Here is a 14084-nt window from a genome sequence, read left to right as displayed (position 1 = left end):
CAGAGGATGGTGACGCTGGGACGCGCGGGAGTGGCGGCAGGTGCGCTGGGCGCTCCCGCCGCGCGCGCTGCCGCGCGCAGATTGCTCATCAGGGCTACGCTTGCCGACCTGCCGTCTGCGCCCGAGCAGAAAAAGGTCCCGCTCTTTGTCGACTTCGCCGAGGAATTCTGGACCGACTATTCGCCGCACTGGAAGCCGTCGACCAGGACGAGCTCGCGCTCGCGCATCGATCAGCTGCTCATTCCGCATTTCGGCGAACTTCCGGTCGACATGATCGCACGGTCAGACATCAACCGCTGGCGCGACACCATGACAAAGAGGGAAGGGAGCTTCAATCGCACCATCCCGATCATGTCTGTCATGATGCAGTATGCGGAAAAGCTCGGGTATCGCGCCAAGAGCACCAACCCTTGTCGCGGTGTTTCCCGCTTCAAGCGCGAGCTCCCGGAGCGCTACCTTTCCGCCGACGAATACCGCCGGCTCGGCCGCGTGTTAGCCAGTCACGAGTTTGCGAACCCGTTCGTGATCCCGGCGCTCCTCATGTTCGTTTACACGGGCGCACGTGCCTCTGAGATCACAACACTGCGCTGGCGCTACGTCCAGATTCCTCGACTTGCCTTGCCCGACAGCAAGACCGGCCCGAAGACCATCTATCTCAACCGGCAAGCGATTGACGTTCTGAATGGCCTCGACCGCCGTGCCGACGACCAGCTTGTCTTTCCGGCGTTGCATCGGGAGATTCCAATCGATCTGGGACAGCACTGGATCAAAATCAGGCGCAAGGCCGCTCTACCCGATGTCCGGCTTCATGATCTTCGCCACAGCTTTGCCTCGGTGGCCATTGCCAAGGGCATTCCGCTCGCGACCATCGGCAAGCTCTTGGGGCATGCGTTGCCCGAGACGACCGCGCGCTATGCGCACCTAGCCGACGACATCATCTTGGAGAGTGCCGAGCGGATCTGTTCGAGCCTCGCCGGCGCACTGGGCATCGCGGCGTGACGGGATACGACCTCAAGCATATCCTGGCCGAGGAACTCGCGCGCGTTGTTCCGGGTGAGGCGGGGAAGCGGCGAACGAGGTTTGACTATGTGCTTCCGGGCTTTGGCGAGCGCATCCACATCTCAGGACGCAAGAGCTACGTCCTCCAGCGGACCATCGGCGGCAAGCAGCGGTTGATAACGATCGGCGATGCCGCCATTGTTACCGAGCGCCTCGCGAAGGATGTTGCCCGCCGACTGATCCTCCGGATCGAGCTCGGGCAGAACCCGGCAGACAAGAAGAAGCGCGGCCGGAAGACGCCGACCTATGCGGCGTTCCTTCAGTCCTACTGGGATGTGGCGGCACCGACCTGGAAGAAGTCGACGCGCGAGATCCACGACATCTACCGCCGCACCCATCTCGATCATGCGTTCGCGGACAACTTCATCGACGAGATCGGTCATGCCGATGCGGTGCGCTGGCACGCGGAGGTTACACGCTCGGCAGGGCCGGGTGCAGCAAACCGCGCCATGGAAATTCTGAAAGCCATGTTCGCCAAGGCCGAGGCCTGGGGCTATATTCCTGAGCACTCAAACCCCTTTCGAGGCGTGAAGAAGAACAGGGGGCGCAAGATCGAACGGTTTCTGAGCGACGCCGAAATGGCGCGGCTCGGGAAAGCCCTTGCCGACCGGCGCGCTGACCAGCCCGTCGAAGTGGCGCTAGTCACACTGCTCGCGTTGACAGGATGCCGACGCGGCGAAATCCTCAACCTCACCTGGGGCGAGGTTCAGGGGAGGAAGCTCAAACTGACCGACTCCAAGACCGGCCCGCGTATCGTCTGGCTTGGCGAGGAGGCGAGGGCGGTGCTGGATGGATTACCGCGCGGGAAGAGGGATGAGCGGGTGTTTCCATTCAAGGGGCAGTCGGTTTCAGCGATTGACTGGTTCTGGCGCAAGCTCCGACGTGATGCCGGTCTGGATGACGTCAGGCTCCACGATCTGAGGCACAACTATGCCAGCCTGGCAGCGCGATCATCCGAGACTTTGCCGATGATTGGAAGCCTCCTTGGCCACAGGCAGGTTTCGACAACAGCTCGGTATGCACACTTGGATGATACCTCCCTCCTTGAGGCTGCGACCGAAATTGGTGATGAAATCGCGTGCAGACTGGCGCTATCCGAAGCCCCCTGGCGTCAGTGAGATTTCGCGCTCCAGAGATTCGAATTCAATGTCGTGGGGTCTAATTCGCTTGGCAGCAATGCGCCCCAATATTGGACATTTCATCGTTCTAATCGCGATCCTGATACCTGCCATTGGATTAGGTAGTAGCTTGGGGGCGGCTTCGTGCCCTCGATTCGGAAATCGAAGATACAGATGCCGATATCGAAAGCCGACATTCTCCAAGTGCAAGGTAGACTGTTCGCGTAAGGCTTTTGACAGCACCAAATCGATGATCTAACAGTTTGGCTTCGGGCATTTATTCCGGCGCCCGGTAAGGCAATGCGCCCAAGTCCGGCCCGATGGGCTGTGTGCGAAGGACGCGTTGATGAATTCTCCCGGTAAACAAGTCTCCGTAGATCAAGGTCCGATACCCTTCTCCGAGGCTGTGCGTGTTTGGGCGCGGGTCGCTGCCCTGAGCTTCGGCGGACCGGCTGGCCAGATTGCCGTGATGCATCGCATTCTGGTCGATGAGAAGCGCTGGATTGGCGAGAACCGATTTCTGCATGCACTCAATTACTGCATGCTCCTGCCAGGTCCGGAGGCTATGCAGCTTGCAACCTATATCGGTTGGCTGCTCCACGGCGTACGCGGCGGCCTTGTCGCGGGATGTTTGTTCGTTCTTCCCGGCTTTCTCAGCATTCTAGCACTCAGCGTGCTCTATGCCAGCTTCCAGGAAGCCAGTTTCGTCCAGGCGATTTTCTTCGGCATTAAGGCCGCAGTCCTTGCAGTGGTCATCGAAGCCCTGGTTCGCATCGGAAGGAAGGCGCTGAAGACGTGGCCAATGTATCTGATCGCCGCGTCTGCGTTTGCGGCCATATTCGTTTTCGATATCCCCTTTCCGCTGATCATCGCCGCTGCCGCGCTGATCGGATTTCTCGGCGGCCATTTCGATCCTGCGCGCTTCCTCGTCATCCGCACCCGCGAGACATCCGAGGACGGGGAGGGCAAGACGGAAGCCGTGCTTCATGCTGGGGGAATGGCGACGGTTCGGCCGACGTGGCGCGGAGCCGTTCGCACGGCAATGATCTGGGGCAGCATGTGGGCGGCGCCCATAATCGCGCTGATCCTTCTCGTCGGCCCCGATCACGTGTTCACGCAATTGGCGATCTTTTTCTCGAAGCTGGCGGTCGTCACATTCGGCGGCGCATATGCGGTTCTGGCCTATATGGCGCAGGAAGCAGTGCAAACGCATGGTTGGCTGGCCCCGGGGGAGATGCTCGATGGATTGGGTATGGCGGAAACCACGCCGGGGCCACTGATTCAGGTTGTCCAGTTCGTAGGATTCATGGGGGGATACCGCGAAGGAGATTTGTTGGGCCCGGTAGCTTCGGGTATTGCGGCCTCGGTGATCGTGACTTGGGTCACATTCGTGCCCTGCTTCCTCTGGATTTTCCTTGGCGCACCGTTCATCGAGAAATTACGCGGTGTGAAGCTCCTGACGGCGGCGCTTTCGGGCGTCACGGCGGCGGTCGTGGGCGTGATCCTCAACCTCGCTATCTGGTTCGCGCTGCACGTTGCCTTCTCACAGCTCAATGAGGTTCAAGGTTACGGCGCGCGACTGCTCGTGCCGGATTTGGCGACGATCGACCTCGCGTCGGTTGTCATTGCCGCCGCAGCGTTGGTTGCAATGCTGCGCTTCAAGATCGGGATGTTGCCTGTCCTTTTTGCAAGCGCCCTCATAGGGGCGCTCTACTTTTCTGGAACATCGCCAGGCGCCTGACTTTCCTAGAACAGCCCCGAGCGCCTGAAAACACATCGAAGGAGACCGGAAAATGAAACCTTTCCACAAAACAATGCTTGTTGGCAGTCTGGCTTTATCGGTAGCGGCGATGCCGTCGCATCTGCATGCACAGGACAATTCGGGTAACTTCGAGGCGCTCGTCTTCGAAGCTTCGCATGCAACCGTTACCATGACCGAGGACGGGGTGGCGCGCATTGGCTGGACGCGCGACGATGTCGAGGTGATGGTCGACGGCATGCGCCTCGATCCGCCTGCGGGTCTCGGTTCATGGGCTGCCTTCAAACCCGTCGATGGCGGGGTCATGGTCATGGGTGATACGGTCGTGTTCGAGGACGAAATCACTGCTGCAATGGATGCTGCCCTGGCGAACGGTCTTTCGGTCACCGCGCTACACAATCATTTCATTTTCGACGATCCACCCGTGTATTTCATGCACATCGGCGGGCACGGAGAAACCGCCAGGATGGCAGCGGGCGTGAAGGCGGTCTGGGATGCCATCAAGGAAGTGCGCGCCGCCTCCCCGACACCGCGGCGCAGCTTCGGCGGCACGACACCGGCTGCTGACGGAACGATAAATGCCGCGCCTCTGAGCGATACCCTAGGCGCCGAGCCCAGCATTGGCGACGGCGTTGTGAAATACACCTTCGCCCGTCAGGGCCGCATGCACGGCATCGATATCGGAGGATCCATGGGGCTGACGACGTGGGCGGCATTCTCGGGGACTGACGATCTTGCTGCCGTCGATGGCGACTTCATCATGACCGAGGACGAAGTTCAGCCCGTCCTTCGCGCCCTGCGCCAGAAAGGAATTCATATAGTTGCGCTTCATAATCACATGATCGGGGGCGAACCGATGTTCTACTTCCTCCACTACTGGGGAGTGGGTCCAGCGAAGGAGCTTGCAGCGGCGATTGCTGCTGCCCGTAACGCACAGGCGGAACCCGGATAGGCGCAACCATTCCGATAAATTCGGTAAGGCCGCGATCGCTTGCACCTCGTTGCGACAGGCATCGTCTTCGAAATGGCAGGGAACGTAAGTTATGTCGTTAACTTTTGGGCTTGCCTTTGAATGCGATGTGGATGTGGCACGCGCCCCGATTTGAATTGCGAACGGATTGTCCGTTTTGTTAGGAAAACTCCCGAAACCAGACTGTCTCGAAGCGGCCCCGTAGCCGTCCGTCTGCAAGGCGCCCCAAAGTCGGTCATCTAACCCTCGACCGCGATTGCCTGAAAACGGACAAAAGCAATCGACTGCACTCGCCTTTCTACCCTAATAGCCCCCGTAGTCGTCGCCGGGGAGTTCCCATTCCTCAAGCAACTCCTGAGCATCTATTTCATCCGCTTTCCAACTCCGAAGGGCAGCCATGTGGCGAACGAAGGCATCCGATGGCTTCTTAGGCTTGCTGCGCCGAACATTCTTGAGACGCCGCTCTTTATCGTAAAACGACACGTTCCGCCGTCGGAGTTCGGCAAAGTAGGGGTGGCTCTGAACGAAGCCAGCAGTGGGAGGCGTCAACCAACCTTTCAGGTCGGCTTCGTAGGCTACGAGCCACAGATTGGTCTCAAGGCCCTTTTCTGTCATCGCCTGAGTCCAGAGCGACACGTCAATCACCCCGTCAATAAGGCCCATTTGGCGCAGATCAAGCAGGACCAAGGCACAAGCCGAGCTCTCCAGCTTCGTGACGGGCTGCACCCATTCCGCTGCAAGAGTAATCCTCAGCATCTTGGCGAGGAACAAGGCCCAGACGATTTCAAAGTGGGCAGCTGATGGCCCACACTTCGCGATGGTATCCTTTATGAATTTTGCAATCCGGTCCTTTTTTACCGGAAAGCCCTTTGCATTGTATAACGCTAATAGATGCACCACCATCGGTATGGTGGTCGCGTTCGCCCGAGCGGCCTTCAATAGGTACGTCTCGAACTGAGGCCAATTCACCTTCAGTATATCGACGCTTCGGAGAAGGTTGACGGCGAACCGCAAAACGTTCGACCGTTTATGTTCGGCAGCGAATTGGAAAGCTTGGGCGAAATAGTGATCGATAGTCTTGGATTGCTCGGAAAATTCAGAGGAAATAGGGCTCTGGCGTAGTGCGGTCGGCCAAACAGCCTGTACCTCGGTGGCCGAGTTCACCACCTTCGTCTTCTCTGGGTGTATTTCCAATTCGTAGTCGCGGGCGGCGGCGGCAAGCACTGCTATCGCCTCTTCGGCCTGTCCAGCATTGTCAAAGCCGATGTACCAATCGTCCACATTCCGAACGATGCTGTCAGCCTCCAATTTCAACTCAGCCTGAACTCTGGCGTCAATGGAGACCGCGACAATTTCTGCGATGATGCGGGATGTATCGGGCCCAACGGGAATGCCGATGGTCTGATTGTCTTGGCCCTTGCGTACAGCCTTGTCCAACCGCGCGCCCAGCGAGGCATTGTACACGGGTGCGTTGTTCAAATTGGCCTTAGCCCACCCCTTGGTGTGCAACCCCCAAGGGATCGCGTGGGTATAGAGCGTTCCATAAAAGCGAGAAATGTCCGCAACGAGCGCATGGTTATGGATTGCCGAAATTTCCGAATGGCGAAGAGCGACCAGCCTGAAATCCGGGGTGGAGACGGCTCTTGTTTGGTCCGACTTTATCACGACTTCTTCGACGCCAAAGCTGCATGAAGAGAGGTGCTTGCTGATTTGCTGCCAGTCGTCGGCGATGAGCTTAGCCACATGATACTGAGCGATCGGATTAACGATGGCCAGTTCCCTTCGCCACTCCGTTACCTTCGGAATGCTGAAACGTTCTGGGCTTGTCTTGGGATATTGAGGATAATTTGGAAGCGCTGCCCAAGCCGTGCCAATGGCGCGACGATACTTTGCAAAGTCGGCGGTCGTGAACGAAGGCGGCAATTCCTCAGGGAAAAACCCGGCGGCCAATAGCGCTTTCAGTCGTTCGCTTTTTGACATTATTTCCCCAGTTCCGCTTGGCCCAATGGAATTACATAGCGGGGATTTGTTATCAACGACTTATCGTAATGAAATTACGGCGTGGCGAGAGCGAAGCCAGTCGATCGACTAAATTGCCGAGCCGGCTAATGGGACGCCCTGCATTTTAGAGCGCTCATCTATTTGGCGCCGCGATACCGGCGACGGCAGCAAATAGGTCTCGACCTGTCCACGCGCTTGTGCGCAATCCGTCGAAAATGTAGTGGCGGGTTTCCAACTTCACAAGGCAATTCCGGACATTCGGCTTCCGGCCCACAGTCAGCCAATGGAGTTCGGTTGCGGAAAGGTCAGGAAGTGCGCCGGTTGCGGACTGTAGCAGTGACAGCAAAAACCTAGAGTAGTTCAATCACCAGTGTCATCGCTTAGATCTAACCCGGGTGGAGGGGCCAGCGGCATGCGGGGCGGGGCCGTGCGCCACATGAGAGCAACTTCCTCGTCGGTCAGGCCATAGGCGCGCTCGACCATGGCAGCGAGGCTGCGCTCATGGGCCAGCAATTCGATCCGTGCCTGCCGGGCAGGCTCGGCGGTCTCGGCAAACGCTTCGCGCAGCCGACGGAGTTGGGTCGGGGTCAAGCCTTCACGTTTGGGCAGGGCGGCGCGGACCGCTGAGACAAAGCCGTCGCTGTCGAGCTTGCTGGCCTCGGAAAGGGCGGTGCTAGTAACTCTTGGGAACTCGAACCCAAGCCAGTCAGCAATGGCTCGATCCGCTTTTTCCACGATGGCGGTGTTCGTCTTAATGCACTCAACATTATCTTGGAACGCTTCCCGCTTTCCGTGTTCAAGCTGCGGAATTGGGAACTCACGGATATAAGGAATATCAAAAGCGAGCGCCTCATCCTTCGTATCCGTCCGGTGAAGGCCGCAGCGTGATGCCGACCGGAGTGTAGGTCGGGTTACGCGGCGATCGCGTTCGGACGGGGCGCCCAGTTCCAGGGCAGGAGTTCGTCGAGCCGGGTGGCAGGATGATCGGCGATGCGCGCGAGGACATCGGCAAGCCATGCCTGCGGATCGACGTCGCCCAGCTTCGCGGTCTGGATCAGGGTGTAGATGATGGCGGCGCGTTGCCCGCCACGATCGGATCCGCAGAACAGCCATGCCTTGCGGCCAAGCGGGATGCAGCGCAGCGCGCGCTCGGCGGCGTTGTTGGTGAGGCAGATGCGGCCATCGTCGAGGAAGCGGGTGAACGCATCCCAGCGCTTCAGCATGTAGAAGCAGGCCTTGGTGAGGTCATGACCGCGCGATAGCTTGGCGACCTGCGCGGTAAGCCAGGTGTGGAGCTCGGCCATCAGCGGCGCGCTGAGTTCCTGACGGACTGCGAGCCGCTCGGCAGGACTCTTGCCGTTGATGCCGCGCTCGATGTCGAACAGGGCGTCGAGACGCTGCACGGCTTCGAGCGCGATCGGATAGATCATGCTGCTGCGCTGGCCGCGGCTCTTCTTGCGGGCTGAGCTCAGGACATCGGCGAGCTCGAAGAACTTGCGCCTCGCATGAGCAAAGCAGCCCGCTTCCAGCACGGGACCGGGGGCGCGGTCCCCGCGATAGAGATCGTTGTAGCCACTATAGGCATCGGCCTGCAGGATGCCGGACCATGCCGCGAGATGGGCTTGCGGGTGCTCGCCGCGCCGATCGCGCGAATAGTGGAACAGGGCAGCTGGAGGATCGGTGCCTGCAAAGGGACGATCATCGCGTACGTAAACCCATAATCGCGCCGTATCGGTCTTGCCCTTCGCCATGACCGGCACGGTGGTATCGTCACCGTGGATCCGGGTTGCAGCCAGAACATGCGCCTCGATGAGCTTGTAGATCGGCATCAGCGCATGGGCAGCTGCCCCGACCTGATCGGCAAGAGTCGAGAGGCTGAGCGGCACGCCTTCGCGGGCAAACCGCTCGGCCTGGCGGTTGAGGGGCTGGTGCTGTCCATACTTCTCGAACAGGAGCATCGCGAGGAAGCTGGGTCCGGCCCATCCGCGGGGCACCACATGGAAGGGCGCGGGGGCCTGCGCAATCTTCTCGCAGTCGCGGCACGAGAACTTCTCGCGCACCGTCTGGATCACCTTCCACGAGCGCGGGATGACCTCGAGCGTCTCGGTGACGTCTTCGCCGAGCTTCGAGAGCCGATCCCCACCGCAGGCCGGGCAGGAACAGGGCGCAGGCACCACGACGCGCTCGCGCGGCAGATGCTCGGGGAACGGCTTCCTTGTCGGGCGCTTGCGCTCGAAGGCGGTGACCGTGGCGGTCTTGGCCGCCGCTCCCTCGGCGATCAGGTCGTCTTCGGCGGCATCAGCCTCGAGCTCTTCGAGCTGCAGCTCCATCTGGTCGAGCAGACGGCGGCTGCGTTCGGCGCTGGGGCCATACTGCTCGCGCTTGAGCTTGGCGATCTGCAGCTTGAGGTGAGCGATCAGCGCCTCGATAGCGCTCTGGTGGGCCATGGCGTTGGCAAGCCTGGCCTCTGCCTCATCGGCCTTGCGGGCCATCGCCACCACCAGCGCCTTGAGCGCTTCGACATCGTCCGGAAGGGGCGAAATGGCGGCTTCCATAGACCGGAGTGAATCATCATCCACCCTCTGCTGCAAGGGCAAAACACCGCCTCGCGCCGATTATCCGGCGCTCTGCGGCCGCCATGTATACTGCGGGCTGCGCCAGTCGATCCCCTCCAGCAGGCAGGCCAGCTGCGAGGGGGTCAGCGACACCGTTCCCTCAGTCGCTGAGGGCCATACGAACCGGCCCTTCTCTAGCCGCTTGGCGTAGAGCGACATGCCGATCCCGTCGTGCCAGATGATCTTGATCAGCGAGCCTGCGCGGCCACGGAACACGAACAGATCGCCGCCGTGCGGATTACGCTTGAGACCCTGCTGCACCAGCAGCGCCAGGCCCTGCATGCCCTTGCGCATATCCGTGTGGCCGAGCGCGATCCACACCCGCGCGCCCGAAGGGATCATCGCAGCCCCTTCAGCGCCGCAGCGACCAGGGCCGGCGGTGCCGCCGCGAAAATGCTCAGCCGCTTGCCGCGCGGCAGGTCGATGATCATCGCGGGGTGCTCGGCAGCGCCGGCCGCCATCACATCTTCGTCGATCACCGCTTCGGCGAACACCGGCGTCGGAAGTGCCTCGGGCAGCTCTGCTTCCCGCTCCACGCCTGCATCGAGCAACTTGCGCCGCCAGGTGTAGATCAGCGCCGAAGAAATATCGTGCCGTCGGCACACCTGGGCGACGCACGCGCCCGGCGCGAAAGCCTCGGACAGGATCTGCAGTCGCTCCTCATCGCTCCACCGCCGCCGCCGCTCCGGCCCCGAAAACACCGTCACCTGACCCATCGACCACTCCTAAGCACGCTCACAAGAGCACGCTTAAGAGCGCTCGATACCTATCCACGCAAGGCGGCCCTCGCCGGAGGGGTACCATCCTTCTTGTGCGGGAACTTTTTGAATTGGAAATACCAGCCGATCGGTGAGTTGAGGCAGGCGACGATCCATTCATCAACGGTCGGCAGTATCAAAGCTGAGTCATTGACCATGTATTGGCCTTGGTCAGTGCAAACTTGGGCATAGAAAGCGATGCGCCGCAAAAGGACCTTCGGGCGGTCAAAATCCTCAAAGTAGTCGACAGCATCCTGAATCTCATACCAGCGATAACTTCCGGCCTTCCGACCTGGCCATTTCGCATCCTTCTTCGGAGGCTGCCAATTAGCTGGTTTGGGTTCTAGCTGTGTTCGGAAAGACTCGAGATGCCGAAGTACGCTCGGATATTCTTCAATGTCGATACCTCGCCGAGCGAAGATCATCCAGAGCCCGTTCCACTCCGGCAGCCAGCGGCCAATGTCCTGACCGCGCAGGTAGGGCTTGATGATGTCGGCGGCTTTCGGGTCATCGCCAACAAGCTGATCGCGTGTGGCGGTGTCGATCAGAAATGCCTCATTGAAGCCCGTCTTCACGCCGTAAAGCGGACTAGCCCCGGCATATTCCTCAAGCGATACGCCGCGCTCACGAATCTTCTTGAGCAGGGCGGCTACGTCTGGCGGCTCCAGCACCCATGCTTCTTCGGTCAGGTCGGAGCGTTCGGCACGATAGGTCGCGGCGTGGACTGCTGCCGACAGACCCTCACGCGGAACATCGTCACGCGGGATTACCGCAAGATCGTATTGCTCGGGCACAGCGTCTGCATCGGGCTTCTGCACTGCGATGACGCATGGAAAGACGTCGGCATCCGGGAACAAATGGCGCGCGTGGCCGAAATCGGCCAGAAATTCGACCCACACATCCTCGGCGAACATCCGCCGAAGCTTCTCTGCATAGCCAGCCTTCAACCACTTGTTGGTGACGACATAGCCCATTCGCCCGCCGGGCCTGAGCAGCTTGGTCCCCTGTTCGTAGAAATAGACGTAGAGATCGGCGGTGCCGGCATAGGTGTCGAAGGCTTTCGACAGGGCGGGCTTGATCGGGGAGATTTCTTCCTGCCGGACGTAAGGCGGGTTGCCAATGACCGCATCGAACCCGCCTGACCGACCCGAAGAGGACAAGTCGCGCCATACGCCGGGGAAGGCCACTTCCCAGTGGAAGAACCGTTGTTCAGCCGCGATTGCGCGCGCCTCGCGCACTAGGCTGTCTGCCAGCGCGCGGCGGCGATCATCGGGCCTGTGGCTTGGCATCAGACTGCCCTGGACCGGCTCCGGTGCATCCAAGCTTAGCTCGGTTAGAGCGTCGGCTGCGAGCACTTCGATTTCACCGCTTGCGATCCGGCTGGGATCGCCGAAGGTTCCTTCGTGGACCAGCTTCATCGCTTCAGCCCGGTCGAACTTGCGTTCGGCTTCGCGCGCCTTGGCGACCGCGCGGTCAATCTTCGCAGATTCCTTTTCGAGCGCGACCCGCGCCTTTTCCGCCTTTGCTTCGTCGGTGCTGTCGGCCAGCGCCTTGCGCAAATCGGCGAGGCGTTTGTCACCATCCTTGCGAATGGCATCAGCCGGTTCGCGGGGTCGGCGGACATTCGTTTCCAGAACGCCCATCAGATCATCCGCCTTTGCCAGATCGAGGATCGCTTCGAGCGGAGCGCTGGCTTCGGAGACGGTGGTGAAGAGGCTTTTCGACTGGTCAACCTGAGCAATGTCGGTGTCGGTCAGCCCTTCGATCTTTTCCATCTCGCGCACGATGTTGGCGAGCGGGGCGAGGTGGCGGTTGGAAATAAGGGCACCGCGTTCTTGCATCCAGTCCATCGTCGGGCGCACCCACGCGCCAAGCACGCTGTTACCGCACCGCAAATGATGGTCGAGGAACGACAACGGCGCACCTACGGTGAAGCTGTGCAACCAGAGCGCGACCTTGGCGAGCTCCACGGCCATCGGGTTGAGATCGACCCCGTGGACGCAGCGCTTGAGTACCATGCGGCGCACGATATGGCGGTCATCCAGCTGGTCTTCGACGATCGGCCAGTTATGCTCCCGCGCGTTGGCGACGATCCCCTCTCGCAACTCGGCAATGAGCTTCACGAGAGGAGAAGTATAATCGCCCTCGGCCATGCTTTCGGCATCGCCGACTGCGGTCAAGACCTTGTCCGAAAGCCAATCGACCAAGCTGACGAGGAAATGCCCGCTTCCCATTGCGGGGTCGACGATGCGGAGCGAAAGCAGTGCCATGGCCGGATCGTGTGCGCGAAGGTCATCACCCTTTGCGCCGCTTGCTAGAGCGGCTTCGAATGCCTCGCGCTTCTCTTCGACGAGCGGGCCGACCGTTTTTTCGATGATCAGCGATACGAGCGGTTCTGGTGTGTAATACGAACCCGAGCGGTGCCGTGCCTCGTTGTCCGAGCGCGGTCGGACGGTGCCGGTTTCCTCGATCTCGACACCGTATTCGAGGATCGATTCATAGATCGAGCCGAGCTGCTGAACCGAAAGGTCGCGGTAGTTGATGTAGCGAAGCCGCCCTTCTTCCTCGCGGTGTGAGAGCGGTAATATAGCCTTGGCTAGCGTCTCGTCCGACAGCTTGATGCGACTGAGTAGCGAATTGCCTTCCGCTGCGAACAGGCCGCCGTTGTAGGGCGGAATGCCAAGATCATCGTCGCCTTCGGAAATTGCGCCGAAAATTGTCTCGAGGCGCGACCAGTAGGCAGTGCTGCGGGCGAGCTGTGCTTGCCTTTGCACATGCCGTTCCTTGATCTCCTCTCGAAGACGGGTCAGGCAATAGTCCGCGTAGGGACCGCGCTCGTCGGGGAGCAGATTCCGATCTTCGGCATAAAGCACAAACAATAGACGATAGAGAAGGAACATGGCCGCTTGGCGAACCTGCTCGGCGTAGCCATCATCGAGCGTCTCGGGGCGATCCGGGTCTGCCAACGAGATGGCAGTAATCAGTTCGGGAAAGACGGTTTCGAACACCGTATCTGCCAGATCCTTGCGGACCCTTTCCTCCCACCGGCGCGCATCCTCGATCGCGATCAGGTGAAAGCTGCGGCCCTGCTCGCTCGGACGAAAAGCTTCGCGACCAAAAATCAGCACGAACAATCGGAATGCGTAATCTGGATCGATCGGTTCGTCGAGTAGATCCGGTTCGCATCCGGGCAGACCAAAGACCTTGCCCAGGTCAATTTCGAAGAAGTCCTCAGCGACAGAAAGAGCGTTTTGGTAGTAGAGCCGCCAGTGCCGTCCGTTAGTCAGAATGCCCCACGGCATCTTTCCATCTGCCACGACGGCAGCGCGGCGCAGATAATGCATGATTTGGGTCGACGGAACACCCTGGTCGCCTTGCCCTTCGCGATCGAGCGGGCGGTTCCAGCGCTTCGCTTCGACAAGAGCAGCGCCATGACGGAAGCGTTGCCATGGCTCGAGTGTCTTCGCCTTTTCTGCGGCGTCGCCATCGGCGAAAAGCAAGGCATCGGGAACGTCCTTGCGTCCCTTTGTCGTCATGTTCTGTTGAACGGATTTGTGTTGCCAGCCCAGCAATTCGAGCAGCGGATAAATAAGTTGGTCTTCGGTTTCTGCTTCGGTTGGCTTCTTGTGGCCTGAATGTTCATGCAGCAAATGCTGGGCGCTTTCGTAGAGCTGCTCAACTTCACTAATTTCGAGATTCTGCCACTCAGGGGATTCGGTGACCCCTTGCTTCAGCCAATCACGAGTGAACAATGCGCCTTGGAACACTAAGACCCTCCATACCTTGAGTGGAGTAGCCGAACTT

10 protein-coding genes are annotated in these 14084 nt (G+C 60.0%); 4 read left to right on the top strand and 6 right to left on the bottom strand.

The window, feature by feature from the left end; all coding sequences use genetic code 11:
• The first annotated feature begins 6 nt into the window (after positions 1–6).
• The 4 genes from A9D14_RS11440 (at position 7) to A9D14_RS11425 (ending at position 4888) form a co-directional block, all read left to right on the top strand.
• Complete coding sequence (locus tag A9D14_RS11440) at positions 7–999, top strand: tyrosine-type recombinase/integrase (protein WP_066846543.1); 993 nt, start codon at positions 7–9, stop codon at positions 997–999.
• Positions 996–2177 carry a site-specific integrase gene (locus A9D14_RS11435; protein WP_066846541.1) on the top strand — a complete coding sequence of 394 codons (1182 nt, stop codon included), beginning with the start codon at positions 996–998 and terminating at the stop codon, positions 2175–2177. The genes A9D14_RS11440 and A9D14_RS11435 overlap by 4 nt, the downstream gene beginning before the upstream one ends.
• Positions 2178–2523: 346 nt before the next feature.
• Positions 2524–3918 (top strand): chromate efflux transporter, encoded by a 1395-nt coding sequence (gene chrA, locus A9D14_RS11430; RefSeq protein WP_066846539.1) that lies wholly within the window; start codon positions 2524–2526, stop codon positions 3916–3918.
• 52 nt (positions 3919–3970) lie between these two features.
• Entirely contained in the window at positions 3971–4888 is a 918-nt protein-coding gene (locus tag A9D14_RS11425; protein WP_232468523.1) for a DUF1259 domain-containing protein, read from the top strand.
• Between the two features lie 321 nt (positions 4889–5209).
• Here A9D14_RS11425 and A9D14_RS11420 read toward each other — a convergent pair whose 3' ends face one another.
• The 6 genes from A9D14_RS11420 to A9D14_RS11395 form a co-directional block, all read right to left on the bottom strand.
• Entirely contained in the window at positions 5210–6886 is a 1677-nt protein-coding gene (locus A9D14_RS11420; protein WP_066846534.1) for an RNA-directed DNA polymerase, read from the bottom strand.
• Positions 6887–7267: 381 nt separating this feature from the next.
• On the bottom strand, positions 7268–7498 hold the full coding sequence (locus tag A9D14_RS19855) for a hypothetical protein (RefSeq protein WP_054522874.1): 231 nt from the start codon (positions 7496–7498) through the stop codon (positions 7268–7270).
• Between the two features lie 320 nt (positions 7499–7818).
• Entirely contained in the window at positions 7819–9462 is a 1644-nt protein-coding gene (tnpC, locus tag A9D14_RS11410; protein WP_066843956.1) for an IS66 family transposase, read from the bottom strand.
• 60 nt (positions 9463–9522) lie between these two features.
• Positions 9523–9864 carry an IS66 family insertion sequence element accessory protein TnpB gene (gene tnpB / locus A9D14_RS11405; protein ID WP_066843954.1) on the bottom strand — a complete coding sequence of 114 codons (342 nt, stop codon included), beginning with the start codon at positions 9862–9864 and terminating at the stop codon, positions 9523–9525.
• Positions 9861–10238, bottom strand: coding sequence for an IS66-like element accessory protein TnpA (gene tnpA / locus A9D14_RS11400; protein ID WP_066843951.1), 378 nt, complete (start codon positions 10236–10238; stop codon positions 9861–9863). Before tnpA ends, tnpB begins: the two co-directional genes overlap by 4 nt.
• A 50-nt stretch (positions 10239–10288) precedes the next feature.
• Positions 10289–14047, bottom strand: a complete 3759-nt coding sequence (locus A9D14_RS11395; RefSeq protein WP_157668210.1) for an Eco57I restriction-modification methylase domain-containing protein — start codon at positions 14045–14047, stop codon at positions 10289–10291.
• Positions 14048–14084: the final 37 nt, after the last annotated feature.

This window comes from Croceicoccus marinus (assembly GCF_001661675.2).
GTDB classification, from domain to species: Bacteria; Pseudomonadota; Alphaproteobacteria; order Sphingomonadales; family Sphingomonadaceae; genus Croceicoccus; species Croceicoccus marinus.
This window is presented reverse-complemented; position numbering and strand designations above follow the sequence as displayed.